This is a genomic window from Neorhizobium sp. JUb45 (assembly GCF_004343585.1).
GTDB lineage: Bacteria > Pseudomonadota > Alphaproteobacteria > Rhizobiales > Rhizobiaceae > Neorhizobium.
Genome location: NZ_SLYW01000023.1, coordinates 1 through 23,265 on the forward strand (window position 1 = coordinate 1; position 23,265 = coordinate 23,265).

Consider the following 23,265-nt stretch of genomic DNA (forward strand, 5'->3'; position numbering starts at 1 on the left):
CGAGATATTCCTGATACTCTGTCGAAGCACATCTCGCCGCTCAGCTGGGAACATATCAACCTTACCGGCATCTACACCTGGGATGCTGAACATCAAATGCCGAACGGATATCGATCGCTGCGTCTGCCAGCCGGGCTACGGAGGGTCGCATAAGTTCTCATTCCGTTCGCCCTTCGCGTACGATTTCGCACTCCTCTTGTTCTGGCCCCTAATTGCGAAAAGGTGAGGCCATGCGTTGGATCGTCGAGGCTGGTGGTATAGCGCCCCTGCAGGTAGAGGAGCGGACGGTCATCCCCGCCACCGAAGGAAAGGCTGCAGACCTCACCCAGAATGATCGCATGCGAGTTATGGAACACCGTGCGAGCCAGGCGACAGTCAATACTGACGAGCGCAGTTCGAAGCGAACCAACGCCGTCGACGCGCGGTACGGCTGCCCGTAAGTAGCAGTTCGTTGGATGGCCGTGACTGAGCAGTATGGCCGACGACAGCGACGGTTCTTGAGGGTAGCTTTAGGGGTGGCGCCCGCGGCTTTAAAACGTTCCGGGCTTCATTGCGTGCATCTCGCAAACTGTTCCCTATTGAATCAAGCTATCGCCATTGCTCGAATTTGGGCGGCCGCATTTGCTCTGGCGTCGCGGCCGGCATCCGGATTTGCTTGTGCGCCCGCCCACACGAATGTGACGTCCGTCAATCCAATAAAGCCGAGCACAGCACGAAGGTATGGCTCGACGAAATCCATCGCCTTCGCTGGGCCCTCGGTGTAAACGCCTCCGCTGGCGACCATCACCACCACCTTCTTGTCGGCGGATAGAAGTCCCTCCGGGGCACCTGACGCGTACGAGAAGGTGCGCTGGGCGCGCATGACGTGGTCCAGCCACGCCTTCAAGGTCGACGGAATCGTAAAATTGTAAAATGGTGCGCCAATGACGATGACATCAGCAGATTCGAGTTCGGAGATCAAAGTATCCGACAGTTCGATGGCCGGGGTTTGCTCTTTCGGTGCGAAGCCGAACTGGATTGGCACGAGTTCAGGCGGTAGGTGCGGGATGGGATCAGCCGCAAAATCTCGCTGTGTCACATTGGTGCGTGGATCGGCTGACAGGGCCTGGTCGAGAAAGGTATCTACCATCGCGCGCGTTGCGGACTGGCCGCCATTAATGCTGGAGTGAAGCGCCAGAATGTTCATGATGATCTCCGAATGGGTTCGGCCACAGCGGCCTAAACTTCGGAACCAGGAGTGAAACTATACCCTCCCTTTGACAAGTACCCACTTTTTGGTAAGTATTGGCTATGCAAAAGAAATCTCACGTCGACCTCGTAACCCCTGCCGCAAATGTCTTCCATGCGGATTGCCCAGCAAGGAATTTCCTCGATATCCTGGCGGAAAAGTGGGTACTTCTGACGATACATTCGCTGAAGTCCGGTCCTGCAAGACCTGGTGAACTTCGCCGCAAGATCGAGGGCATTTCCGAAAAGATGCTGACGCAGACACTCCGCCGGCTTCAGGAATTCGGCATTGTAGAGAGACGTTCCTATGCGGAGGTCCCTCCACGCGTAGAATACTGGCTCTCGCCGCTTGGTATGTCGCTGAGTGAGATCGTGCTGACGTTGGACCGCTGGGTCGAGAGCAACGTAGGAGAGATAGACAGGTTGCGTTCGGGCAAGGCGGACGCCGAACCGATGGAAGGCAACGCCTGACAGGGGTGAGCACGTCGAGACCTTGTGGCGCGATCTGATCCGGACGATGGATTAAGCTGTATGCACGTGCGAAGAAAAGGTGAAAAACCGTCACGCCATCATGCAATCCATAACAAGTTACCTGACGGCGAAGGCTTCGGAGATTGACAAAAAATCGCGCGCCTTGAGGCTCGCGCCTCCAACCAGAACACCGTCAACATTGGGAGTTGCGCTGATCTCCCGTGCATTTTCTGGCTTCACGGATCCTCCGTAAAGAATGCGTATTTCTTCTCCGGCCTGACCAAACCTATCAGAGATCGTCTCTCGAACGGATGCGTGGACATCCGCTATGCGCGCAGGCGTTGGCACCCGGCCAGTACCGATCGCCCAAACTGGTTCGTAGGCAATGGTGACCGCGGAGCAATTCACATCCGGCGGCACCGATTCAAGCAATTGCGCTCGCAAAACTTGCTCGGTTCGTCGTTCCGCCATCTGTTGTTCAGTTTCGCCCACACAAACTATGACCCCGATTTTGGCACTTAGGCCCCTCTCGACCTTTTGCAGGATATCGATATTGCTTTCACCCCGACCCTGGCGCCGTTCGGAGTGCCCTAAAATAACATACCGTGCCCCGCTGTCGGCAATCATCGCGGCAGAAACGTCACCCGTGAAAGCGCCCTCTACGTCGGAACTGCAATCCTGAGCCCCAATGATAAGCCTTGTATTGCGAACATGGGCACTCGCAGCGCCAATCAAGGTTGCGGGCGGACATATAAGCGCTTCTAGTTCATCATCGAGCTCATCAAGACCTTTTGCTATCAACGCGAGCTCGGCAAGCGAATGCGATAGGCCATTCATTTTCCAGTTTCCCGCAATCAGCGGACGTCGGCGAGATTTTGTGTTCATCGTGGGTCCACGTATCGATTGTTATGTAGCGGCCAATTTCGGCTCGAAACGCTTCTACCGGCCGCGATTGCCTACTCGCTTTTGATCGCTTTAAGCCAAATACTAACAGCAACAGCGCCACCGTCAGGGTGCCCGAGAGCGCGGTCACCGAGGTAGCTCGCCCGGCCAAGGCGCGGCTTCATCGATTTGGTGGCTTCCGCTCCGGCAATACCGGCTTCGACCGATAGTCTCCACGCAGAATTGGCGTCCAGACCCGATGCGAGGCCGTCCCTGAACGTCTGCGCCGCCGGATGAAGGGCGTCGATCATTGTTCGATCGCCCGCCACCGCTCCGCCTAGATCCGACACCGCAGTAACTGCGCTGGCAAATGCTTCGGCGACTTGCGCGGCTGACGGTTGCTCCATCCCTGCGAGGTGGCGGGAAGCACGCATCAGGCCGGTCGCGTAAAACGGGCCTGAACTTCCGCCGATCGCTTTGCGCATCGCGTTCCCCATTGCCAGCAGCCCGTCGGAAACGGTAGCAAATTTCTCCTGGGGAAGAGCCAGAACGGCCTCTGCACCGCGGGTCATGCTGGCGCCGAGGTCGCCATCGCCGGTGATGCTGTCCAGTTCCGTCAGCTCCGGCTCGGCAGCAAGCAAAGCCTGCGCCACCAGTGTTGCGTTTCGCCATAGACGCTCACCGGCTTTCGTTTGCTCGCCTTGCGGCAATGCACTTTCCTCAACCTGGGTCGAGGCAAGGACCCGATTGCGGTTGATCATGCCGCCCCGCGGCCATGCGCTGGCATCGGTAGGTGCATCGATCAACGTTAGCGCATCGTCGTCAACAGTCAGGACGGAAAGTGAAAATCCGGGCATGTCCAGAGCCGATAGGAAGGTCCCTGCCCACGCTCTTTCAACCGAAACGCCCTTGTTTTCTAGGAACCGTATGGCCGAGCGAGCCACGATCGACAGTTCCATAGGCGGTGTCGATCCCAGTCCGTTGACCAGCAATACAACCCGATCACCTTCGCGAATTTTGCCGTCGGATTCGATTGTCTGGAGCACAAGCGAGGTAAGCTCATCCGCCGAGGCAATCGGCATCTTCCGTACGCCCTGCTCGCCATGGATTCCAAGTCCCACCTCGATCTCCTGTTCACCAAGCACGAAGCCGGGCTTGCCGACAGATGGAAGGGTGCAGGAGCCAAGAGAGATACCCATGGAAGAGAGGTTGTCGGCAGCGGTCCGTGCGATGCGCGCAACGTCTGCAAGCGGTAGCCCTTGCTCTGCTGCGGCTCCCGCCAGCTTGTGGATGAGCACAGTCCCCGCGATCCCCCGTCTGCGATCGGCGGGAACCGTATCCTTCAGAGCCACGTCATCGGCAACGACGACGATCTCGACCGGAATTCCCTCACTCCGTGCCAATTCCGCGGCCAGACCGAAGTTTAATCTGTCGCCGGTATAGTTCTTGACGATAACAAGTGCCCCAGCAGGACCGGCTGACGCACGAATGCCGGCAAGAACAGCATCCGTGCTGGGCGAGGTAAAAACGTCGCCGGCAACCGCGACCGTCAACATGCCGTTTCCGACATAACCCGCATGCGCTGGCTCGTGGCCGCTACCGCCCCCGGATAATACCGCAACGTTGCGCCCCTCACCTCCAACAAGCCCCGACCGGATGACGACGTTTTCATCCGCCAGGAGAACTGTTGCAGGGCTCAGCGCAACAACACCCTCGAGCATCTCACGGACCACATTCGACGGATCATTGATCAGCTTTTTCATTTTTTGCTCCTCAAACTGTTCATATGGCCGGCGCAAGTACGGACCGCTCGTTTGCCACATTGAATGCATGGATGCTGTCTGGTCGATGAACCAGAACAATCTCCTTACCGACTTCAATTTCCGGGCCCCGTTCAAACTGTGCCGATATAAGCTCATTTCCGACCGAAACCTGGATCATCACCTGCGACCCGAGAGGCTCGATAAGCTCGATGCGCCCCTTCATCGTCCCTGTGGCTACTCCTGCACCTTCAGAAAGCGGCGCGAGGTGCTCGGGGCGAACGCCAGCGATAACGGGGCCAGAGAGTTTTTGCAGCGCATCTGCGACCGCACTGGTCGGCACGAGAGTGAACCCGCTACCCGTCAGGCCACCATTTCCAAAGGAAGCATTGACGAAGTTCATCGGTGGACTGCCGATGAAGCCCGCGACGAACTTGTTCACCGGAAAGTCGTAGATGTTTTGCGGCGTATCTATCTGCTGAGCGATCCCTCCGCGCATGACGACGATGCGGTGCCCCATCGTTAACGCTTCCAACTGGTCATGAGTCACGTAGAACGTCGTGATCTTCAATCGGCGGCAGAGTTTTACGATCTCGGCGCGCATCTCGATGCGCAGTTTAGCATCGAGGTTCGAAAGCGGTTCATCCATCAGGAACACGCGCGGTTCGCGAACGATTGCGCGGCCAAGCGCCACCCGTTGTCTCTGCCCACCTGACAGAGCCGCAGGTTTGCGTTCAAGGAGGCTCTCGATATCCAACGCCTTGGCAGTCTTGCGGACCTGGGCGTCAATCTTATCTTTTGGCCACCTGCGGACTTTCAGGCAAAATGCCATGTTCTCGTAGACCGACAGATGCGGATAAAGCGCGTAGTTCTGGAAGACCATCGCGACGTCGCGTTCCGATGGAGTTTGATCTGTGACATCTTCCCCATCAATACTGATCGAACCCGATGTAGAGCCCTCCAGACCGGCGATCATCCGCATCGTGGTGGTCTTGCCGCAGCCCGATGGTCCGACCAGCACGACAAATTCTCCATCTGCCGTCGTCAGATTGAGATTATCAACTGCATTAAATGCGCCAAAGGACTTGTTCAGGTTCTCGATAGCGATAACAGACATGCATTCCTCCACTTTTGTGTGTGGTCAGCCGGATCGGCTCAATTTCGGTTGGTCAAATCCGCGGCAGCGCCAAAATACGCTTTGTACGTGTCCTGATAGAACGTCTCCCACCGCGTATCGGGATAGATCGTCTGCGTGGTAACACCTGTCGTGAAGTCAACGTGCTCTTCCAAACCTTCAGCGGCTAGTAAGGCAGCGCCGACGACAGCGGGTTCCTGCTCGCTCAGCACATGCAGAGGGACCCCGAAGATACTTGCTCGTAGCTCAAGGAGACTGCGGGATCGGCTCCATCCGCCGGTCGCATATATCTCTCCGCTTGGAACACCCGCGCACCGCATATGGTCAAACATCCTCCGGGCGGTGATGCTGGCCATCTCAAGAACGGAGCGGGCATCGGCATCAGCCGGCAGGTCATTTGGCCTTGCATAGAAGTTTGGCTCGCCCGGCAGTTTGGGGAGCGCCAGAATGGAACGGATGTCGATACCCTGCGCCTGGAGCGTCTGCGCGGCAGACGAGAACTCGAAAACACCAAGACAAGCGACACCCACTCTCGCTTGAACTGGAACCATAAACGCAAGATAGCGATCGAAGCGATCGAGAGGGAATGTTGCCGACTCGCCATACAGGACGTTCGCTGTGCCAATGGAATCGACCCGCGCAGTCGCATCGATCCGCTGAATCATGGCTGCAGCCACCGGGTGGTCGTGGCCGCCGGCCACGACGAGAGTGCGGCGGCTTACTGCCCCCGAAGATAACAGGGAACCTTCGCCGACCACCCCGACCACATCTCCGGCCCGCAGGACCTCAGGGAGGAAGGGAGCGCCGCAGAATTCGACCAGAGCCTCAATCCACGCGCGTCGGCCAACGTCGTAACAGCCCGTGCGCGAAGCTAAGGTTTCGCTGAGGAATGGGCGTCCTGTCCAGACCACTGACGGATAGTCGGTCAAGGCAATCCATGTGCTTTGATTGGCAAGCATCTTTGGGTCGTGCCGTCGAAGCCAAAGCCACTTCGCGGCAGTACGCGTGTGCTCCATCTCGATGCCCGCACGGGCTGTCGCATGGCCGCTGAGACGAATTTCGCTCGCTTCGTCCATCGCGCGGCGATCAAACCAGGGAATTGCGAAACCTAGAGGCTCGAGATTGCGATCCACGCAAATTCCGTCTTCACCCACCCCCGTTGTGGCGATAGCAGCCAGCGGCTTTCCCTTACCGACTGCCTTCCATCCTTCGATCATCAAAGTCTCAATCGCGCTGACAAGCACGTCGGCATCAATTGCGGAATCCAGCAGAGACGAGACGCGTGGCGTAGGCACTGCCTGCGTCCACTTGGACACGCCCGTTTCATCAACGATTGAAACCTTGAGGTTGGTCGTACCAATGTCCACACCGCACACTAGCATTGCGCATCTCCCCCTCTTACGCGCCTATGCTCAGAAGCTCAGTTGAGTCTTGATTGCCTTGCCTGCAGTCATGCTCTGCACCGCGGCATCGAAGCTCCAGACTGGGAAGCTTTCCCCGATCAGTAGCTTCGCCTTGTCCCGAACCTCGGGCATCAGTTCGACCGCAGCGGCAAACCTGTCAGCGCAGGAGTTTGAGCCGATCATGCGAACCTCGTGTTCATACAGCTTGAAAGGCATGAACGACGCCTGTGCGTGTTCATCATGGACACCGACCTGAACGTACGCCCCCATTTTTTCGACGAGTTTAAGTCCCTGGTCGAGGGCAGCGGCTACGCCTGCAGCCTCGAAGACCACGTCGTATCGCTCGTCACCGAGTTCGGACGGCAACACCGCGAGATCGACACCCACGTTCCGTGCAATCGCAAGTTTCGCGGATGCAGGATCCGCCAGCGTGACCTTACCCGCGCCCGCTTGTTTCGCCGCGATCGCAATCAGTAGGCCCATGGTTCCCCCTCCAAGCACGAGAACCTGCCGATCGGGGATGCCTTGAGCGGAATCCACGGCATGAAGAGCGCACGCAAGCGGTTCGATCAAAGCGGCGACATCTGATCCGATCGTCTCGTTAACCTTGAAAGCGTTGCGACCAGGGACGGAAACGTATTCCGCCGCGGCGCCCGCGCGCCCGACGCCGATGGGGGTAAGATGGATGCATAGGTTCGGTTTCCCGGACTGGCACCAGCGGCACGAGCCGCACACCACGTTCGGGTCGACTGCGACGAAGTCTCCAGATTTCACATTCCGGACATTCTTGCCTGTCGCTACCACGTGTCCTGCGAATTCATGACCAGGTATGACGGGATAGTTGGTCCCAACGAAGCCATGCCTCAGGATATGAAGGTCCGTCCCGCAAATTCCGCAGCAGGTCGGCCGAACGAGTACCTCATCATCGGAGACCGACGGCACAGTTGTCTCGATGACGCTGATCTGATGGTCCTGCGTGATCCGGACCGCCTGCATTTTCCCGCTCGGTGCACCGCCGAATAGATTGTCCATGCTCATTTGACTGCTCCGAATGTTAGACCACGGGTAAGGCTCTTCTGCGCCAGCCACCCAGCGATCACCACCGGGATGTTGATCAAAGTCGCGACGGCAGCGACCTGCGCTGTGTAGAGCTTGCCGAAACTCAGGAACTTCTGAAGGAAGACCGGCAGCGTGCTCACCGTGGTGGTCAGGTTTACCGCAAGGAAGAATTCGTTCCATGCGAAGATGGCGCACAGGAGCGCGGTAGACGCGAGACCTGGTTTGATGAGCGGAACGATGATCTGCACCATTTCCCTGATGCGGCCGGCGCCGTCGACTGCGACCGCGTCGAAAACGTCGCGAGGTATTTCGACCATGAACGACCTGATCATCCATATTGCCAGCGGCAGGTTCATCGAGGTGTAGACGATGACAAGAACGGTCGAGGTGTTTAGTAGGTCGAAAGCTCTCGCGACGAGATAGATCGGCACTATGCCGGCGGCTATCGGCATCATCTTCGTTGAGATGAAGAAGAACAACACGTCTCTCCACTTTGGGACGGGACGAACCGTCAGCGCGAAAGCCGCTGGAACCGCGAGCACGATCACGATCGCAGTCGAGATGACGGTTACGAGGATGGAAACGGTCGCGAAGGACGCGAAGTCGTTTTCAAAAATGCGACGGTAGTGGTCGAGGGTTGGCGAGAAAAACAGCTTGGGCGGATAACTGACCGCGTCCTCCTCCGTCTTGAAGCTAGTCAGGATCATCCATGCGATGGGGGTGAACATAACCAACGTGCCAACCCAGGTCAGAACAGTCAGGAGGGGATCGATGATGCTTGAACGGCGGCGGTTCATGCCCGACCTCCTTCTTTAAAGATGCCCGATACTACGCGCAGCATCGGGATGGTCAGTGCCATCGCGATTGCCAGCGAGATCATTCCGAAAGCGGACGCCCGTCCAAGATCGAATGCGCTGAACGCTTCGAGGTAGACATAGTAGGAAAGATTGGTTGTCGAGTAGGCCGGGCCGCCGTTGGTCAGGATGGCGATCGCGGCGAAATTCTCGAGGACGTACATGGCAACCAGCAGGCCAGTCAGTTCAATGAACGGACGAAGATGGGGAAGCATAAGACGTCGGAACACGTAAAGCCGGCTTGCGCCATCAACTTCTGCGGCCTCCGCTACTTCGGTAGGAAAAGACTGCATCCCGGCCAGGAGGATGAGCAGCGCGAAAGCAGACCACTGCCAGGTGGTGATGATGATGATTGTCAGCTTGGGATACTGGCTGATCCAGTTAATGCGGCCGATACCAATCTCGTCGGTGATCCATCCAAGGATACCGAATGTCGGGTCAAAGATCCCGGTTTTCCAGAACAGGGCGGCCGCTACGGGCATGATGAAGAACGGGGTGATCGCAAGAGTTCTCGCGATCGTCCGCCCCCGAAATTCTCGGTTCAGACCGGCAGCGAGGAGCCCGCCAACCAGCACCGACGCGACGACGATCGAAAACGTCATAACGCCCGTGTTCACAACGGCCTTGAGGAAGGTGGCGTCTGTGGCGGCATTGACGAAATTTCTGAACCACACGAAACGCGGGGCGTTCGTCGAGACCAGGTTCCATCGCTGAAGGCTGTAATACAGCGTAATGACGAACGGAAGCTGCGTGACCAGGATGACGAAGACAAGTGCGGGGAGAAGCGGAAGCCGGTCCCACCAGCCTTTAGCGAGGCGGCCGCTTGGACGCGTGGCTCGGGAACGATCTGGTAGTGAAATCGAAGTCATGATTTTCATCCGCATGAACTATTCCGGGATTTTGACGGGCCGCCGGGAGGCAAGCGGCCCGCCGCGCGTCGACTACTTGATGTAGCCAGCGTCTTCCATGATCTCCTTGATCTTGGTTTCGCTCGCTTTGATCGCGTCGTCTGCGCTCATCTGTCCGCTGATCGCACCGGCCAACTGCTGCGACGTGAAGTCACCGATCTGCTCGAACTCGGGGATCGTCACATACTGGACCCCCGTGTAGGGAACCGGATCAACGGTCGGCTTCAGCGGATTGGCGGCGTTGATAGATTTCAACGTCAGGTCAGCATAGTCCTTGGTAGCCGCCTCATAGGCGGAAAGCTTGTATGTGGACTGACGGGAGCCCGGAGGAACGGTTCCCCAGCCTGCCTTCTCGCCTGCGAGCTTGATATACTCTTGGCTTGTCAGCCACGCGACTAGCTTCCAGGCTGCATCCTGATGCTTGCTTGTGGTCGGGATGGAGAGGCCCCATGCCCAGAGCCAGCCAGAGCCGGGCTTTTCCTTGATCGGAGCGAGCGCGAAACCGACATTGTTCTTCACTTCAGCATTTGCCTGATCGATGACCGGGCCTGCGAAGACCGTGTCGTCGTACCACATTGCGGTCTTGCCCTGCGTAAAGAGCTGAAGGCATTCCTGCCATCCGTCCTTCGCGGCGTCCTGCTGACCATGCTCTTTGAGAAGTTTAACGTAGAAGTTGATGGCCTCCTTGCTCTTGGGTGAGCTCAGCTGAGGCTCCCACTTTTCATCGAACCAGCGGCCGCCAAAGGTGTTGATCACGGTCGTAAGGGGAGCCAGGCTCTGGCCCCAGCCGGGAATGCCGCGGAGGCAAATGCCGGAGATATTTTTCGATTTGTCATCCAGTTTGGCTGCAAAATCAGCAACCTGGTCCCAAGTCGGCTGCTCGGGCATGTTAAGCCCGGCTTTCTGGAAGAGGTCCTTGCGGTAGAACATGAAGGACGATGATCCGTAGAACGGCGTGGCGAACATATCGCCCTTGTAGGAAACCAGATCTCGGATAGGCGTGAGCAGATCGTCGGACTTCCATTCGGTGTCCTTGGCGACGAACTCCTTGCTCAGGTTTGTAATCCAGCCTTTCTGTGCCCATAGCGGCACCTCGTACGCGCCGATCATGACGACGTCGAACTGACCAGACTTCGTTGCCACATCCTTCAAAACAGTCGGGCGTAGCTGGTTCTCGGGGAGGGTCTGGAACTTGACCTTGATGTCGGGATACTTGGCGTAGAAATTGTCGATCAACTTCGCCGCAGTTTCCATTTGGGGATTAGCCGCGAGTGCGACGGTGAGCGTAATAGGCTCCGCCTGGACCGCCTGGGCCAGCAGCAATCCGAGCGATACCGAGAAAGCAAGCGAATAGGCACGCGCGCCGACAAAGGTCGACCGCCGAATAGGCTTAGACATAGAAGTTCCTCCCAAATGTCCGACACCATTATCGGACGCTCCTCACTTGGCGGCAAACCACCAAACCAAATCCCCGACCAACTCCACTTGGCCTCAGATCTGTAAGTATTGTACGTACGAGATGTTTCAGTTTTCGTCAATGGCAATTGTCTACTATGCGCGATGACGCTGATCCGCTCGACCGAGTAACCGGCTTTTGAGGGCTTTCATTGCAGATAGACGACTCGTGTCCTGATGCTGTACGGTTCGTTCGGACATAAATTGAGAAACGCTATGCAGAATATCGACCGTTCATCCGCAGAACCCTACTACCTGCAACTGGCCCGGATCATCGAGGGGCAAATCAGGAACGGTCACTTCCAAGTCGGTGACCGGGTCCCAGGTGAGACCGAGCTGTGCCGATCATTTGACCTTGCGCGTTCGACGGTGAGGGAGACGCTGCGTGCACTTGAACATCAGCGGTTGATACACATCGTGCCGAGGCGCGGAGCGTTTGTCTCGAATCCTGCTGATAGTCAGTGGAAATTGCAGGTAACCCAAGGCTTTCTCGAGACAGGTGCCCATTCGCCGGATAGCGAGATCGAAACTTCCGTACTTCGCGCGGAATTTGACATGCTTCCAGAATTCGCAGCCAAGGCGCTCGGTCTGGCTGTGGGCGAGAGTGGCTTCATTATGGAGCGTATACGCCACATAGATGGCAAAGCCGCCATGCATTCAACAAACTTCATGCCTGCTGACGTCGGTGCGCTACTGATTGGCAAGCCTGTTCTGGAAGGTACTGCCTCGCTCAATCACACCTTGGCGGAGGCTGGTTTCTCAATCTTTGCGGCACGGCGCGAAGTCGAAGCGGTCGGGGCGCCACCAGACACAGCCAGGCTATTGGGGCTTGCCAAAGGTGCTCCGGTTCTTTTCGTAAAATCTAAGTCACGCTCCGAACTAGGCCGGGTCTTCGATTTTTACCAGTCATTCGTGCGCAGCGACGTAGTGACAATTTCTGTCGATGCCGAGGCGCCCAAAGAACTGGCGGCGAACCCGTCCGACCCGGACTGACTCGACCTCAGTCTTCGAAAAACCTCACCACTTCCGTTTATGATCTGTCCCCTGCCGCATCTGTAAGCCGGATGCAGCGGTCGTCGGCTTGCGCGGAAGCATCATAACACCTGAGCTGTGATGCGAGCCGGGTTTGTGCTTGACACCAAAAAAGATCGCGCGGTAGATACGTATCGTACGTCTTGTCCGTACAACATCTGTCGGGTAAGCGTGGGTGGAGCAACAAGGACGACGGTAAATCCGTCGGGAAGGAACAATCACATGTCCATGGAATATCGCCTTCGTCGGACGCTGCCGAGCAACCGTGCCGCAATCATCATGCCGGTCGATCACGGGTTGATCTTTGACCGCATCGAAGGGCTCGAAACCCCTTCCGCACCATTCGCCGCATGGGCGAATAACGATGTGACCGGATTCATGATGACGCCTGGACAGGTGAAACAGACCGAGAAGTTTTTCGCGGCAAACCCACATCTAACCAGGGTTCTGACGATCGATACTTACAACGAATTCCGTGAGCTTGACGGAGGCGGATCGCACGGCCTTATCACTTCGGTCGAAGAAGCGGTTCGAATGGGCGTGGACGCCGTCAAGATGCTGTTTCCTTGGAACATGTCGAGAGCTGAACGCGTGCAGATGTGCGCGAGGGTCGGGAAAGTCGTTGCGTCTTGCGATCGCTGGGATATTCCGCTCGTACTTGAGCCTGTTATCATGGGAGCTCCTCGGTCAGAGGAAGTCGTCGAACAAGAAGAAAAGGTAGCTCGTATCGCCTACGATCTGGGCGCCCATATCATTAAAATCGCGTTCCCCGGCGAAGAGCGTACAAAGCGGCTGTGCGAGGAGCTGAAGGTTCCGCTCGTCATCGCAGGTGGACCCTTGTCTGGCCCCCCATCCGAAACCATAGACGCGGTTGCGCAAACACTACGCGGGGGCGCGCGCGGAGTGATCGTCGGCCGCAATATCTGGCAGCGCGATCGCGCGACTGGCGAGCATACTGTCTCCGAGATCTCAAAATTGACACGCGCCGTCAGTTTCCAGGACTGAGCTCTCGATCGGGAGCCGGCGGGTTGCCTTACCAGTCCATCGGCTCTCAACTTGGCGTGACACACTGCGCTCTCATCACGGTCCCTTGCCTTAACGCAACTGTCGGTAGGGGGGAGCGAGCGGAAAAGGTCGCTGATTGAATGCAATGTCCCGGGTGATGCTGAGCTATGCACCTCGACCATAGAGCAGCGGGCTGTTTCCGAAAGTATGAGCCGGCAGCAGGCCGCGGAGCATTTCAATATATCGCAGCGGCTTAACGCGCTGCTGCGACGGGCATCGCATACTCCTGACCAGAGCGCCAGCGGGCCAACCCGGGCGGCCGTAACAACGGAGGATTATAGTTTAAGTCTGAAGCGGGCACCGGTGTTTTGCTCGATAATGCTTATGTGTCCGCGGTGGCTTTGTACGATCTGGTGCACAAGGCTCAGACCCAGCCCCGCACCTGTGGATTTAGGCTTCGTCCGGTGAAAGGGCTCAAAAACTTTCTCGCGTTCAGGTTCAGGAATACCGGGCCCCTCGTCAGCGACCTCGACCGTTCCGTCCTTCAAGACTTCTATGTGGATGCGGCCTTGTCCGCCGCCGTGTTCAATAGCGTTTCTGACCAGATTCGTGACCGCTCGCTCAAGCGCGGAGTGGTCGCCGTTGACTTTGAAAGATTTCACCTCGGCATCGAATTCGAGCTCGTACCCTGCACTGATTGCGATGGGCGCGAAATCGGCGGCTACGGTTTCACAAAGCGACACCAGATCGACTTCGCCCAAGGACTGGATATTTGCGAAGCGTTGCATGTCTAGAAGCTGTTCGGCGGTGGCTGCGAGACGGCCGACGTCCATGAGAAGCCGATCCTTTACCGATCCAGCCGGGAGGGCCTCCAGGCGTGTCTGAAGTATAGCGATCGGCGTCCTGAGCTCGTGGGCGGCATTGGCGAAAAAACGCTGTCGCTCAGTCAGGTCTCCATCGATGCGAGCCAGCGCAGAATTGATCGCGTTCACAAGAGGATGCAGTTCGACGACAACGCCATTGGTCGACAATCTCACGCCCAAACTGTTTGCGTCGATCTCGGAAGCACGCCTGGTGGCTTTCTTAACGCCTGCCAGCGCCCGTCCGACAATCAAAGGCAATGCGAGCGCTACAAGGATTAACGGGACCACGAGATAGGGAATGAACACAATCCTGAGACCAATCCCGAGATTGTACGCCGAAGAACCCGACGGCGTTTTGCCCCCGTATAAAACGCGGATTTGTCCGACAGGGCTGTCGGTCTCACGCAAGGTGGCTGTAATCGCCGCTCCGTCTTCGCCTCGAACGTCGAGCGAGCGTATGTCGTTGATCGATGCAAGAACGCTGTCGAAAGCGGCGGGCATGGTGCCAAAGCTCACTCGAGCGCCGTCGCTTCCAAGCACGATGAACCACAGGCTCGAGCCGTTCTTGACCGCTCGAAGCTCTTCCGTTTCCCTTACGACCAGCCTGCCGCCTTCGCTTGCTATCGACGCTGCGATGACAGGAAGTGCCCGGTAGTCTGCTGAGTTTGTCGAGGGCACCACACCAAGGAGGAAGTTGAAGAAACCTATGCTCACGATAATCATGAACACAATGAAAACGAGGGCGAAGTGAAGGACCAGCTTCAATTTCAAGGAGTTCCTGTTGAGTGACCAAGCCATCAGGAAGCCCTCAAAAGGTAACCAAGGCCACGGATGCCGTGGATGGCCAGGTTTGCGTCGGCATCGACAAGTTTTTTCCTCAGGCGCGAAACGTGGCTGTCGAGGGCGTTGGACTGGATTTCGTCGTCATATCCATAAACGGCCTCTTCAAGCGACCTGCGCAGAACCGTCCGGCCAAACCTCTTCATCAATAGCTCCAGCACCAACACCTCTCGTCTCGGCAAACTGATCACCTCCCCGCCGATGCTAACCTCGTGATGGTCGAGATCAACTGAGACATTTCCTTCCGAAATGACTTGGCTGGTGTACGCTCCCGAGCGACGAGCCACCGCGCGGAGCCTGGCAAGAAGTTCGTCAGCGAGGAAAGGTTTGCCGAGATAGTCGTCCGCGCCGTCGTCCAACCCCGAAATCCGGTCGGCAGGCATGTTGTGGGCAGTCAAGACGATTACAGGCGTTCTATCTCCCGCATCACGAATTGCACGCAGAAACGTCAGTCCGTCTCCATCCGGGAGCTGTCGGTCGAGGACGACGACGTCATGGACCTTCTCCTTGATTGCCTCGAGCGCGAGTTCGATTGTCGGCATGTGATCGACGACATAATTGTGCTGGGCCAGCACTGCACTTAGAGCCCTTGCCATCTCCAGTTCGTCCTCGATCAAAAGAAGTCTCATCTCGAATCTCTCGCGCATAGTTTGAGGCGGATCGTGCTATTCAACCCTACAGCCATTTGGACAGCAGAGCCCAGCAGGGTTTGACGCGTGGCGATCTACGCGCAGGCCGTGATCATTGCGATCAAGTAGACACTGTCATGTACCACCCGTTCGGTGGGGCTGCCGCTGGATCGCCCTCGTGACAGCCCCCGCCGACCTGTTACTCCGCCGGAGCAACTTTCGACTCTGAACTTTCGCTGGGCTTCACAGGGTTTCGCGCGAAGCGCATGACGAATACGAAGAACACGGGCACAAAGAAGATCGCCAGCAGCGTCGCGGACACCATCCCGCCAAGGACACCCGTACCGATGGCGGTCTGGCTTCCTGAACCTGCACCCGTGGCAATCGCGAGCGGCACGACACCGAGAGCAAAAGCCAGCGACGTCATCAGGATCGGTCGGAAGCGAAGGTGGGCTGCCTCGACCGCGGCATCGAAGGTTGATTTACCCTCCAGTCTCAAGTCTTTGGCAAACTCGATGATCAGGATCGCGTTTTTGGCCGACAGACCCATGATCGTGATCAGGCCCACTTTGAAATAGACGTCGTTCGGCATGTCCCGGAGCATGACGGCGCCGACCGCACCGATTACGCCAAGTGGGATGACCAGGAGAACAGAAATCGGGATAGCCCAGCTCTCATACAGGGCCGAGAGGCAAAGGAAAACGAGCAGTACCGACAGACCGAGCAGCATCGGCACTTGCGAACCCGACTGTATTTCCTGGAGCGACTGTCCGCTCCACTCGTAGCCGAAACCCGATGGCAACGTTTGCGCGATCCGTTCGACCTCGGCGATAGCGTCGCCTGAGGAATACCCCGGAGCCGCCTGACCGCTAAAGCGGACAGCCGGGAAGCCGTTATAGCCCACGATCTGAGCTGGCCCCTTGGTGAACTCATACCTTGCGAACGCGGAGATCGGCACCATTCCGCCTTCCGTATTCCGGACCGTCAGGTTCATGACATCGAAGATCGTGCCGCGCTTGTCGGCATCGGCCTGCACGGTAACGCGCTGCATACGCCCCGAATTAGGGAAGTCGTTGACGTACGAGGAGCCAAGGTTGGTGCTTATCGTCTGGTTGATGTCTGCAAATGTCACCCCGTACGTGTTGGCCTTTTCGCGGTCGATTGTGAGAATGGTCTGGGGTGCGTCGGCGAGACCCTCGACGCGCACTCCCGCCAGGACGGGGCTCTTGCCTGCCTCGGCGAGGAACTGGTCGCGGGCCTGGTTCAAAACGTCGGTTCCGAGATTGCCCCGGTCCTGAAGACGGAACGCGAAACCGTTGGAACTGCCGAGACCGGAGATGGCTGGTGGCGACAGCGCGAAAACGACTGAGTCCTTGATGGCCTGGAATGCACCGTTGAACTTCAAGGCCAGCGCCTGCGCGGATTGCTCGGCACTGCGCTCGCTCCAGTCCTTCAACGTGATGAATGACATTCCGGCGTTCTCGCCCGATCCCGAGAAACTGAAGCCGCTGATGGCGACCATGCGATCGACGGAAGTCTCCGAGGTGACGATTTTCTCCATCTGCTTAATGGAATCGAGCGTTCGCTCGGTGGTGGCTTCAGCTGGCCCCTGGACCTGGGCCAGCAAGGTACCCTGGTCCTCTTCAGGAAGGAACGACGATGGAAGCTGGAGGAACATCCAGGCGGTCGCCGCGGCGACGATCAGATAGACGAGCATCACGCGGCCGGAGCGCCTCAGGAGGCCCGAGACCCAGCCGCTGTATTTGTGCGACCCCTTGTCGAAGCCGCGGTTGAACCAGCCGAAAAACCCCTTCTTGCTGTGGGCATGGCCCTTCTGCACAGGCTTCAGGAAGGTCGCGCAAAGCGCCGGAGTGAGAGACAGTGCGAGGAATGCCGAAAACAGGATCGACGCGACCATCGTAAGCGAAAACTGCTTGTAGATGACACCCACGGCACCGGGGAAGAACGCCATCGGCACGAATACAGCCGTCAGCACCAAGGTGATACCGATGACCGCGCCGCTGATCTGCTTCATGGCTTTCTTGGTCGCCTCCTTAGGCGATAGTCCCTCCTCCATCATGATGCGCTCAACATTTTCCACCACTACGATCGCGTCATCGACCAAAATGCCGATCGCCAGCACCATGCCGAACATCGTCAGGACGTTGATCGAGAAGCCGAGGACGAACATGATGCCGCATGCCCCTAGAAGCGCAATCGGCACGACGATCGTTGGAATGATGGTGTAACGGATGTTCTGGAGGAACAAGAACATCACCAGGAAGACCAGCACCATAGCCTCGGCGAGCGTCATCAGCACCTGCTCGATGGAGATGTAGACGAACGGCGTCGTGTCGTACGGGATAGAATATTCGATATCGTCTGGAAGCGATGGGCCGAGCTCAGCCAAGCGCGCCTTGATGGCGGTCGCGGTGGAAAGCGCGTTTCCGCCCGGCGCGAGCTCGATGGAAGCTCCGGCAGCGGGCTTGCCGTTGATGCGAACGGATGTCGCGTAGCTATCGGCCCCGACCTCGATCCTTGCGACGTCGGCAAGTCTGACGGTGGAACCGTCGGTCTCCGCGCGAAGCACGATCTTCCCGAATTCTTCCGGTGTCGTCAGCTGTCCGCGGATCAGAAGCGATCCAGTGGTGCGGCGGTCGGGCAGCGACGGAGCCGACCCGAGACGGCCCGCCGCGACCTGGGCGTTCTGGGCCTCGATCGCGCTCGTGACGTCACCGGGTGTCAGGTTCAGCCCAAGCAGTTTTGCGGGATCGAGCCAGACGCGCATCGCTCGTTCGCTACCGAAGAGCTGCGCGTTCGAAACACCGGGCACACGGCGCAACTCGTTGGCGATGTTCCTGCTCATGTAATCACCGAGCGTGATGCCATCCATCGAGCCGCTCTTCGACTGCAAAGCGACAAGCAGCAGCGTGCCGCCACCCGCTGTATCGACGCTGATCCCCTGCTGGACGATCGACGACGGCAAGCGCGCCTCGACGCGGCGGATACGGTTTTGAACCTCCACGGCGGCAGTCTCGGAAACCGTACCGGGCTCGAACGTCACGGTAATCTTGATCGAACCTTGGGCATCGGACGTGGACTCATAGTAGAGAAGGCCGGGGATGCCGTTCAGCTCCTCCTCCATGAGCCTCGTGACCGCCTCGTAGGTGTCGTCCGGTGAAGCACCCGGATAGGTGGCGGATACGGTGATCTGCGGTGGCGCGACATCGGGATACTGCGAGATCGGGAGGACAGTCAACGAGATCGCGCCCGCCAGCATAATGGCAATGGCGAGGACCCAGGCGAAAACCGGGCGATCGATAAAAAATGCCGGCATCGGGTCAGCTCTCCGTCTTTGCTTGCGCGGTGGCCGGGTCCTGCCAGGGTTCGGCCTTCACGGTCGCACCCGGGGCGGTCTTCTGGAAACCTTCGACGACAACCTTGTCATTGGCCAACAGTCCTTTGATCACCACCCATCGCCCATCGACTATCCAGCCAAGCGTGACGGTCTTGACTTCGATCTTACCTTCGCCGTTGACGGTATAGAGCTGGGGCTTTCCAGCTGTATCTCGCTGAACGGCTTGCTCAGGCACGGCGAAAGCGCCTTCAAGTGCTCCTTGCTGGAATTTGGAACGAACGTACATGCCGGGAAGGAGGTCGCGGTCGGGGTTCGGAAATTCACCCCGCAGGATGAGCTGACCCGTCTGGGCATTTACGGTCGCCTCCGTGAAGAGCAGCTTGCCATCGTGCGGGTATACCGTCCCCTGTTCCGTCACCAGCTGCATACGCAGACCGCCGTCGGCATCCTGCTTGAGCTGGCCGTTCTTGATGGCGTTCTTGAGAAGGATCAGCGTGTCCGCGGGCTGGGTGAAGTCGGCGTAGATAGGATCGATCTGCTGGATGGTCGCCATCGGGTCGGAAGACGAACTGACCAGCGTGCCCTCCGTGATCAGCGCGCGGCCGATGACCCCGGTAATCGGGGCCTTGATCTGCGTATACTGCAGATCGAGCTGTGCCGTCCGTAGGTCTGCCTCGGCTCGGTTTACCTCGGCGTTAGCCTGGGCGAGCTCGCTGACTGCGGTCTCGCTATCGTCGGCACTCGTCACGCCTCGCTGCTGAAGCTGGGTTTGCCTGTTGGCCTTCTGCCCAGCAAGCTTCCGCGCGGCTACCGCGGCGTCGAGCGTCGCCTGCGCGGAGTCTACTTTCGCCTGGAAAGGAGCCGGATCGATGACATACAGCAGGTCACCCTCATTGACGGTCGCGCCCTGCTCGAAGACGCGTTTCTGAACCAGCCCGGTGATTCTCGGAAGGACGTTCGCCGTAATCATCGGGGAAACGCGACCCGGCAGTTCGGTGACAACCGGAAGTGTTTCGGGTTTGACCTCGACGACGGACACGGGGGTCGGCGGAGGCGCGGCGGCTTTCTGTTGTCCTTCGGATTCGTTGCTGCACGACGCGATCATCATGCTCAGGCATGTGACAGCAGCTGCGCGGGTTAGGATTTTGGCGGAGATCATCGTTTTCGGCTCCAGGCGTGAGAGGCAATGCAAAAAAACTTTGGCGGGACTGTCATGTCAGTTCTGGTCCCGGTGGTAGCCAGCCGACGTTTCGGTTGGCGAGCGGGATGCCCAGCTCTTGAAGGCGGAAATTCATCTTTCGGTTGATCTCGCGGCCGACCCCATACTGCTGAAGCGGGCGTGTCTTTATCGCACCCTTGATGAGAATGCCGTCGGGACCGACCTGGTCCACGCCCCAGATGTCCAGGGGAGCGATAATGCTCGCAGCATATTTCGGGTCGCGGCGGACCTCGTCACCGACTTCCTTCAGCACTTCAAGCGCCTTCCCGACATCGGCGCGCTGGTCCAGCATTACACCGACCGTGTAGACGCCGAACCCGCGCGAACTGTTCTTCAGCGCCTTCACTGTAGAAAATGGGATCGTGTGCAGCGCGCCATCGCCGTCCCGTATCTTGACAGTCCTGATCGTCAGGGCTTCCACTGTGCCCGCCCGGTCGCCCGTATCGATTACGTCGCCAATGGCCAGCGTGTCTTCCAGCAGGATGAAGAGACCCGTGATCACGTCCTGAACCAGCTGCTGGGAGCCAAAACCGACGGCGAGGCCGACGACACCAGCACCTGCGATGAGTGGCGCGACATTGATGCCGAGGTTAGCGAGCACCCCGATTACAGTGAGGACGGAAAGGACGACGAAAGCGACGTTGCGGAGCAGCGGCAGCAATGTCCTGATTCTCGCTGACCGCTGCTGGAAACCGCCCCCGACCTGGCTCTCCGACAGTGCCGCGGTGATCCAGGCATCCAGGGCGACCCAGAGAGTCCAGGCAATGAGCATGACGAGAACGATCGAGCTAACCGGGCCGACGACCGAGATGCCTGCCGATGTCGAAAGCCACCCCGCAACGTCGATGCCCCAGAACCTAAGGCAGAGCACTGATGCGATGAGCACAAGGGCTACCTGGATCGCGCGGTAGAGAATCGACGACAGCCTGCGAAGGACCTCGGCCCTCACTCCGATCCTGAGACGACGGTTGGCCGCTGCTTCCCTTTTTGCTTCGAACCGGCGGATAGACGTGACGGCCATGAACGCGAGAACGATGACTGCGACGGACAGGCTAGACTGTGCAAGGAAGCTTCCCGACTGCGTGCCAAATATCCTGGCACCTATATTGAGGACCGCAAAGGCGAAACCGAAATGCTGCCAGTGCGTGCCTACCCAGAAGATGGCTCGGTCATAAGCGGATCGTTCGCTGTCGTTCGAATGTCCTCTGACAATCAATGACCGCACCGTCCGTCGATGGAGGACGATGATCAGCATCGCAAAGGCAGGAACTGCGATGTCCAGGATCAGAGAAAGGATGTCGCTGGTGGCGGGCCCGGCCGCGCTGCGAATATCGGGGGAGACGGCGATCGATCCGGCTGTCGCGATGCCTATCAGAATGCCGACGAGAGGTGAAAGTCGCCGCTGGGCATACGCAACCAGCCTCCAGCCTTTCGACCGGGCGAGGAAGACCAAGAATGACGAGACAAGGCCCGACGTCGTGATCGCTATTGCAAACGGCACGCTCAGGACAACGAAGATTTTGGCCCCGACCTCCGAGTAGTTCCATAAGCCTGGCCAGAAGGAAGCGACCGCAATGAACACCAGAAATGGGACGACTGCCAGAAACGCCCGGATGACGACTTCGCGGATGACCACCTTATTTGAGGCGGTCTTTCCGACCCTGGCCCGTATCCGCCGCTTGGCGAAAGCGAAGATGATCAGGGCCAGAGCCGTTATAGCGGCCCAACCTAAAGCCGACCTCAGCATGAAGCCCTTCAGGTTCTCGATCGCCCCCGGAGCGTCCAGTCGCCGATTAACCTGAGCCTCGGCCTGCAGCACCTTCACGTCGATCGGAGCGCCGAGCGCCGCCGTGGGCAGACGATGTCCGAGATCGCCGAGCCAGCTTGATATTCCGGTAAAGAGGCCTCCGCTGATAACCGCGTCTTCTTCAGCGGTAGGCTGGGTCGTCCGGGAGGCTTCAGTCTCCGCAGGTTTTGTATTACCGACCTCGGAATCCGATTTGGCTTTCTGGAGCTGTTCAAGCTCGCCGATCAACTGCTGTCTAAGAGCGTCGTCTTTGAGAATGTCGATGAGCGAGCCGAGCTTTGCGGCATCAGGGATAAACTTTGCCTGACTATGTTCCTGGGCCATCGAGGCAAACGGTGTGACTGCCAACATGATCGTCAACACAGCGGCTTTGAATAGCTTCATCGGCAGTCCTTTTCGAGCGCTCTCAGTCGATCGCAAAATGTCGGCAGAAGTAGGTAGTTCACGTCTCAGGCCTGCATTGCGGGAACATTACGCAGCCCGCTCAAAGCAGAATATTTAAGCGATCGTAGCGAAGCTTTCGGACATGCCGCCGCCAACAGGGACCGTTGGCCGACGATCGAAATTGTCATCACGTCGGGACATTTCAGTGTCGACTGAAGCAGCATACCGGTAAGTGCAGTGTTGGAGTTTTGCATCTAATACACAGGCCGCCGATTTCCGCACTTTTTTGGAAAATTGCCAAGTGCGGTTGGCCGCTTCGCCGTCCTCTTGCTTGTCACGATAGGCATACGCCTACTTCCTGCGCGCTTCTTCCTGGGTGAAGGGATGGCGGTCTGCCATTCCTCTGTCTGCTTCTTCCAGACACCGCCTTCCCGCATGCCGAGCACCGATAGTAACGGGACCTCGACTCCTCGCGGATCGCGCACTTACCCCGTTCATCGCCGAGCCAGTTCCGAAATGTCGGAAACGCCGGCCTTCCACATGAGGACCTCGAAGTTTTGCGTTCCACCTCGGAAGCCGTCGCCGCATCAGCTTCCCAGCAGCCGCGTTACCATCCGCTCGGCAGAGGGCTTGTCAACAATCAGGCCAAGGATCTCGGGAAGTCCCATGGTGGAGGCAAACCTTTTCCTCACCTCGCCAGCCCAACGCGTTCTGCGTCGGGCAGATTGCACCGGCTGTTTTCATGGTGCCGGCACTGGCGCTTGTCGCTCACTTTCCGCCGGTGACATCTAGAAACGTGCCGCTGGTGAAGGACGCCTCAGTGCTCGCCAGCCACAGGATCGCCCGCGCGACCTCTTCGGGCTGGCCGCCCCGTCCCATAGGGGTCGGAACAAGAGCAGTCCGAAATCGTACGCTAAGGCCGAACGAAACCGGAACGATGCTGTAGATCGGATGTGCAGCATCCGATCTCTGTG

Annotated in this window: 18 protein-coding genes; 3 read left to right on the plus strand and 15 right to left on the minus strand. The window is 58.2% G+C overall.

The window, feature by feature from the left end; genetic code table 11:
• Positions 1-583: 583 nt before the first annotated feature.
• Positions 584-1,186, minus strand: coding sequence for an NAD(P)H-dependent oxidoreductase (locus EDF70_RS29515; RefSeq protein WP_132281821.1), 603 nt, complete (start codon positions 1,184-1,186; stop codon positions 584-586).
• A gap of 104 nt (positions 1,187-1,290) precedes the next feature.
• On the opposite strand from EDF70_RS29515, the gene EDF70_RS29520 reads away from it, so the two are divergent.
• Complete coding sequence (locus tag EDF70_RS29520; RefSeq protein WP_132281823.1) at positions 1,291-1,698, plus strand: helix-turn-helix domain-containing protein; 408 nt, start codon at positions 1,291-1,293, stop codon at positions 1,696-1,698.
• Between the two features lie 117 nt (positions 1,699-1,815).
• Here the strand turns inward: EDF70_RS29520 and tpiA are convergent, their stop codons facing one another.
• The 8 genes from tpiA to EDF70_RS29560 form a co-directional block, all read right to left on the minus strand.
• A complete protein-coding gene (tpiA, locus tag EDF70_RS29525) occupies positions 1,816-2,583 on the minus strand; it encodes a triose-phosphate isomerase (RefSeq protein ID WP_132281825.1) in 768 nt (255 codons plus the stop codon).
• Between the two features lie 71 nt (positions 2,584-2,654).
• Positions 2,655-4,343, minus strand: a complete 1,689-nt coding sequence (locus tag EDF70_RS29530) for a dihydroxyacetone kinase family protein (protein WP_132281827.1) — start codon at positions 4,341-4,343, stop codon at positions 2,655-2,657.
• A 19-nt stretch (positions 4,344-4,362) separates the two neighbouring features.
• Positions 4,363-5,457 (minus strand): ABC transporter ATP-binding protein, encoded by a 1,095-nt coding sequence (locus tag EDF70_RS29535; protein WP_132281829.1) that lies wholly within the window; start codon positions 5,455-5,457, stop codon positions 4,363-4,365.
• A 38-nt stretch (positions 5,458-5,495) separates the two neighbouring features.
• Entirely contained in the window at positions 5,496-6,857 is a 1,362-nt protein-coding gene (locus EDF70_RS29540) for an FGGY family carbohydrate kinase (RefSeq protein WP_132281831.1), read from the minus strand.
• 30 nt (positions 6,858-6,887) lie between these two features.
• A complete protein-coding gene (locus EDF70_RS29545; protein ID WP_132281833.1) occupies positions 6,888-7,916 on the minus strand; it encodes an alcohol dehydrogenase catalytic domain-containing protein in 1,029 nt (342 codons plus the stop codon).
• Positions 7,913-8,734: a carbohydrate ABC transporter permease gene (locus tag EDF70_RS29550; RefSeq protein ID WP_132281835.1), complete on the minus strand. Its 822-nt coding sequence runs from the start codon at positions 8,732-8,734 to the stop codon at positions 7,913-7,915. Before EDF70_RS29550 ends, EDF70_RS29545 begins: the two co-directional genes overlap by 4 nt.
• Positions 8,731-9,675, minus strand: a complete 945-nt coding sequence (locus EDF70_RS29555) for a sugar ABC transporter permease (protein WP_132281837.1) — start codon at positions 9,673-9,675, stop codon at positions 8,731-8,733. Before EDF70_RS29555 ends, EDF70_RS29550 begins: the two co-directional genes overlap by 4 nt.
• Before the next feature lie 57 nt (positions 9,676-9,732).
• Positions 9,733-11,097, minus strand: a complete 1,365-nt coding sequence (locus EDF70_RS29560) for a sugar ABC transporter substrate-binding protein (protein WP_132281839.1) — start codon at positions 11,095-11,097, stop codon at positions 9,733-9,735.
• 273 nt (positions 11,098-11,370) lie between these two features.
• Between EDF70_RS29560 and EDF70_RS29565 the strand changes: the two genes are divergently transcribed.
• Complete coding sequence (locus EDF70_RS29565; RefSeq protein ID WP_132281841.1) at positions 11,371-12,147, plus strand: GntR family transcriptional regulator; 777 nt, start codon at positions 11,371-11,373, stop codon at positions 12,145-12,147.
• 261 nt (positions 12,148-12,408) lie between these two features.
• Positions 12,409-13,191, plus strand: coding sequence for a deoxyribose-phosphate aldolase (locus tag EDF70_RS29570; RefSeq protein ID WP_132281843.1), 783 nt, complete (start codon positions 12,409-12,411; stop codon positions 13,189-13,191).
• Between the two features lie 335 nt (positions 13,192-13,526).
• Here EDF70_RS29570 and EDF70_RS29575 read toward each other — a convergent pair whose 3' ends face one another.
• The 6 genes from EDF70_RS29575 to EDF70_RS30560 form a co-directional block, all read right to left on the minus strand.
• Positions 13,527-14,825, minus strand: a complete 1,299-nt coding sequence (locus tag EDF70_RS29575; RefSeq protein WP_165932192.1) for a HAMP domain-containing sensor histidine kinase — start codon at positions 14,823-14,825, stop codon at positions 13,527-13,529.
• A gap of 26 nt (positions 14,826-14,851) precedes the next feature.
• Positions 14,852-15,523 (minus strand): response regulator transcription factor, encoded by a 672-nt coding sequence (locus tag EDF70_RS29580; RefSeq protein ID WP_132281845.1) that lies wholly within the window; start codon positions 15,521-15,523, stop codon positions 14,852-14,854.
• Positions 15,524-15,722: 199 nt separating this feature from the next.
• Complete coding sequence (locus EDF70_RS29585; RefSeq protein ID WP_132281846.1) at positions 15,723-18,860, minus strand: efflux RND transporter permease subunit; 3,138 nt, start codon at positions 18,858-18,860, stop codon at positions 15,723-15,725.
• Between the two features lie 4 nt (positions 18,861-18,864).
• The gene (locus EDF70_RS29590; RefSeq protein ID WP_132281847.1) at positions 18,865-20,040 is read right to left on the minus strand and encodes an efflux RND transporter periplasmic adaptor subunit; all 1,176 of its coding nucleotides are present in this window, start codon (positions 20,038-20,040) and stop codon (positions 18,865-18,867) included.
• A 52-nt stretch (positions 20,041-20,092) separates the two neighbouring features.
• Positions 20,093-22,291 carry a mechanosensitive ion channel domain-containing protein gene (locus EDF70_RS29595; RefSeq protein ID WP_132281848.1) on the minus strand — a complete coding sequence of 733 codons (2,199 nt, stop codon included), beginning with the start codon at positions 22,289-22,291 and terminating at the stop codon, positions 20,093-20,095.
• Positions 22,292-23,059: 768 nt separating this feature from the next.
• Positions 23,060-23,265, minus strand: a 206-nt coding sequence (locus EDF70_RS30560; protein WP_245519441.1) for an SDR family oxidoreductase, incomplete at its 5' end; no start/stop codon positions are given.

Excerpts from the sequence above, each read along its gene's own strand:
- EDF70_RS29515 (WP_132281821.1), bottom strand. The coding sequence starts at position 1,186 with ATGAACATTCTGGCGCTTCACTCCAGCATTAATGGCGGCCAGTCCGCA.
- EDF70_RS29520 (WP_132281823.1), top strand. The coding sequence starts at position 1,291 with ATGCAAAAGAAATCTCACGTCGACCTCGTAACCCCTGCCGCAAATGTC.
- tpiA (WP_132281825.1), bottom strand. The coding sequence starts at position 2,583 with ATGAACACAAAATCTCGCCGACGTCCGCTGATTGCGGGAAACTGGAAA.
- EDF70_RS29530 (WP_132281827.1), bottom strand. The coding sequence starts at position 4,343 with ATGAAAAAGCTGATCAATGATCCGTCGAATGTGGTCCGTGAGATGCTC.
- EDF70_RS29535 (WP_132281829.1), bottom strand. The coding sequence starts at position 5,457 with ATGTCTGTTATCGCTATCGAGAACCTGAACAAGTCCTTTGGCGCATTT.
- EDF70_RS29540 (WP_132281831.1), bottom strand. The coding sequence starts at position 6,857 with ATGCTAGTGTGCGGTGTGGACATTGGTACGACCAACCTCAAGGTTTCA.
- EDF70_RS29545 (WP_132281833.1), bottom strand. The coding sequence starts at position 7,916 with ATGAGCATGGACAATCTATTCGGCGGTGCACCGAGCGGGAAAATGCAG.
- EDF70_RS29550 (WP_132281835.1), bottom strand. The coding sequence starts at position 8,734 with ATGAACCGCCGCCGTTCAAGCATCATCGATCCCCTCCTGACTGTTCTG.
- EDF70_RS29555 (WP_132281837.1), bottom strand. The coding sequence starts at position 9,675 with ATGCGGATGAAAATCATGACTTCGATTTCACTACCAGATCGTTCCCGA.
- EDF70_RS29560 (WP_132281839.1), bottom strand. The coding sequence starts at position 11,097 with ATGTCTAAGCCTATTCGGCGGTCGACCTTTGTCGGCGCGCGTGCCTAT.
- EDF70_RS29565 (WP_132281841.1), top strand. The coding sequence starts at position 11,371 with ATGCAGAATATCGACCGTTCATCCGCAGAACCCTACTACCTGCAACTG.
- EDF70_RS29570 (WP_132281843.1), top strand. The coding sequence starts at position 12,409 with ATGTCCATGGAATATCGCCTTCGTCGGACGCTGCCGAGCAACCGTGCC.
- EDF70_RS29580 (WP_132281845.1), bottom strand. The coding sequence starts at position 15,523 with ATGAGACTTCTTTTGATCGAGGACGAACTGGAGATGGCAAGGGCTCTA.
- EDF70_RS29585 (WP_132281846.1), bottom strand. The coding sequence starts at position 18,860 with ATGCCGGCATTTTTTATCGATCGCCCGGTTTTCGCCTGGGTCCTCGCC.
- EDF70_RS29590 (WP_132281847.1), bottom strand. The coding sequence starts at position 20,040 with ATGATCTCCGCCAAAATCCTAACCCGCGCAGCTGCTGTCACATGCCTG.
- EDF70_RS29595 (WP_132281848.1), bottom strand. The coding sequence starts at position 22,291 with ATGAAGCTATTCAAAGCCGCTGTGTTGACGATCATGTTGGCAGTCACA.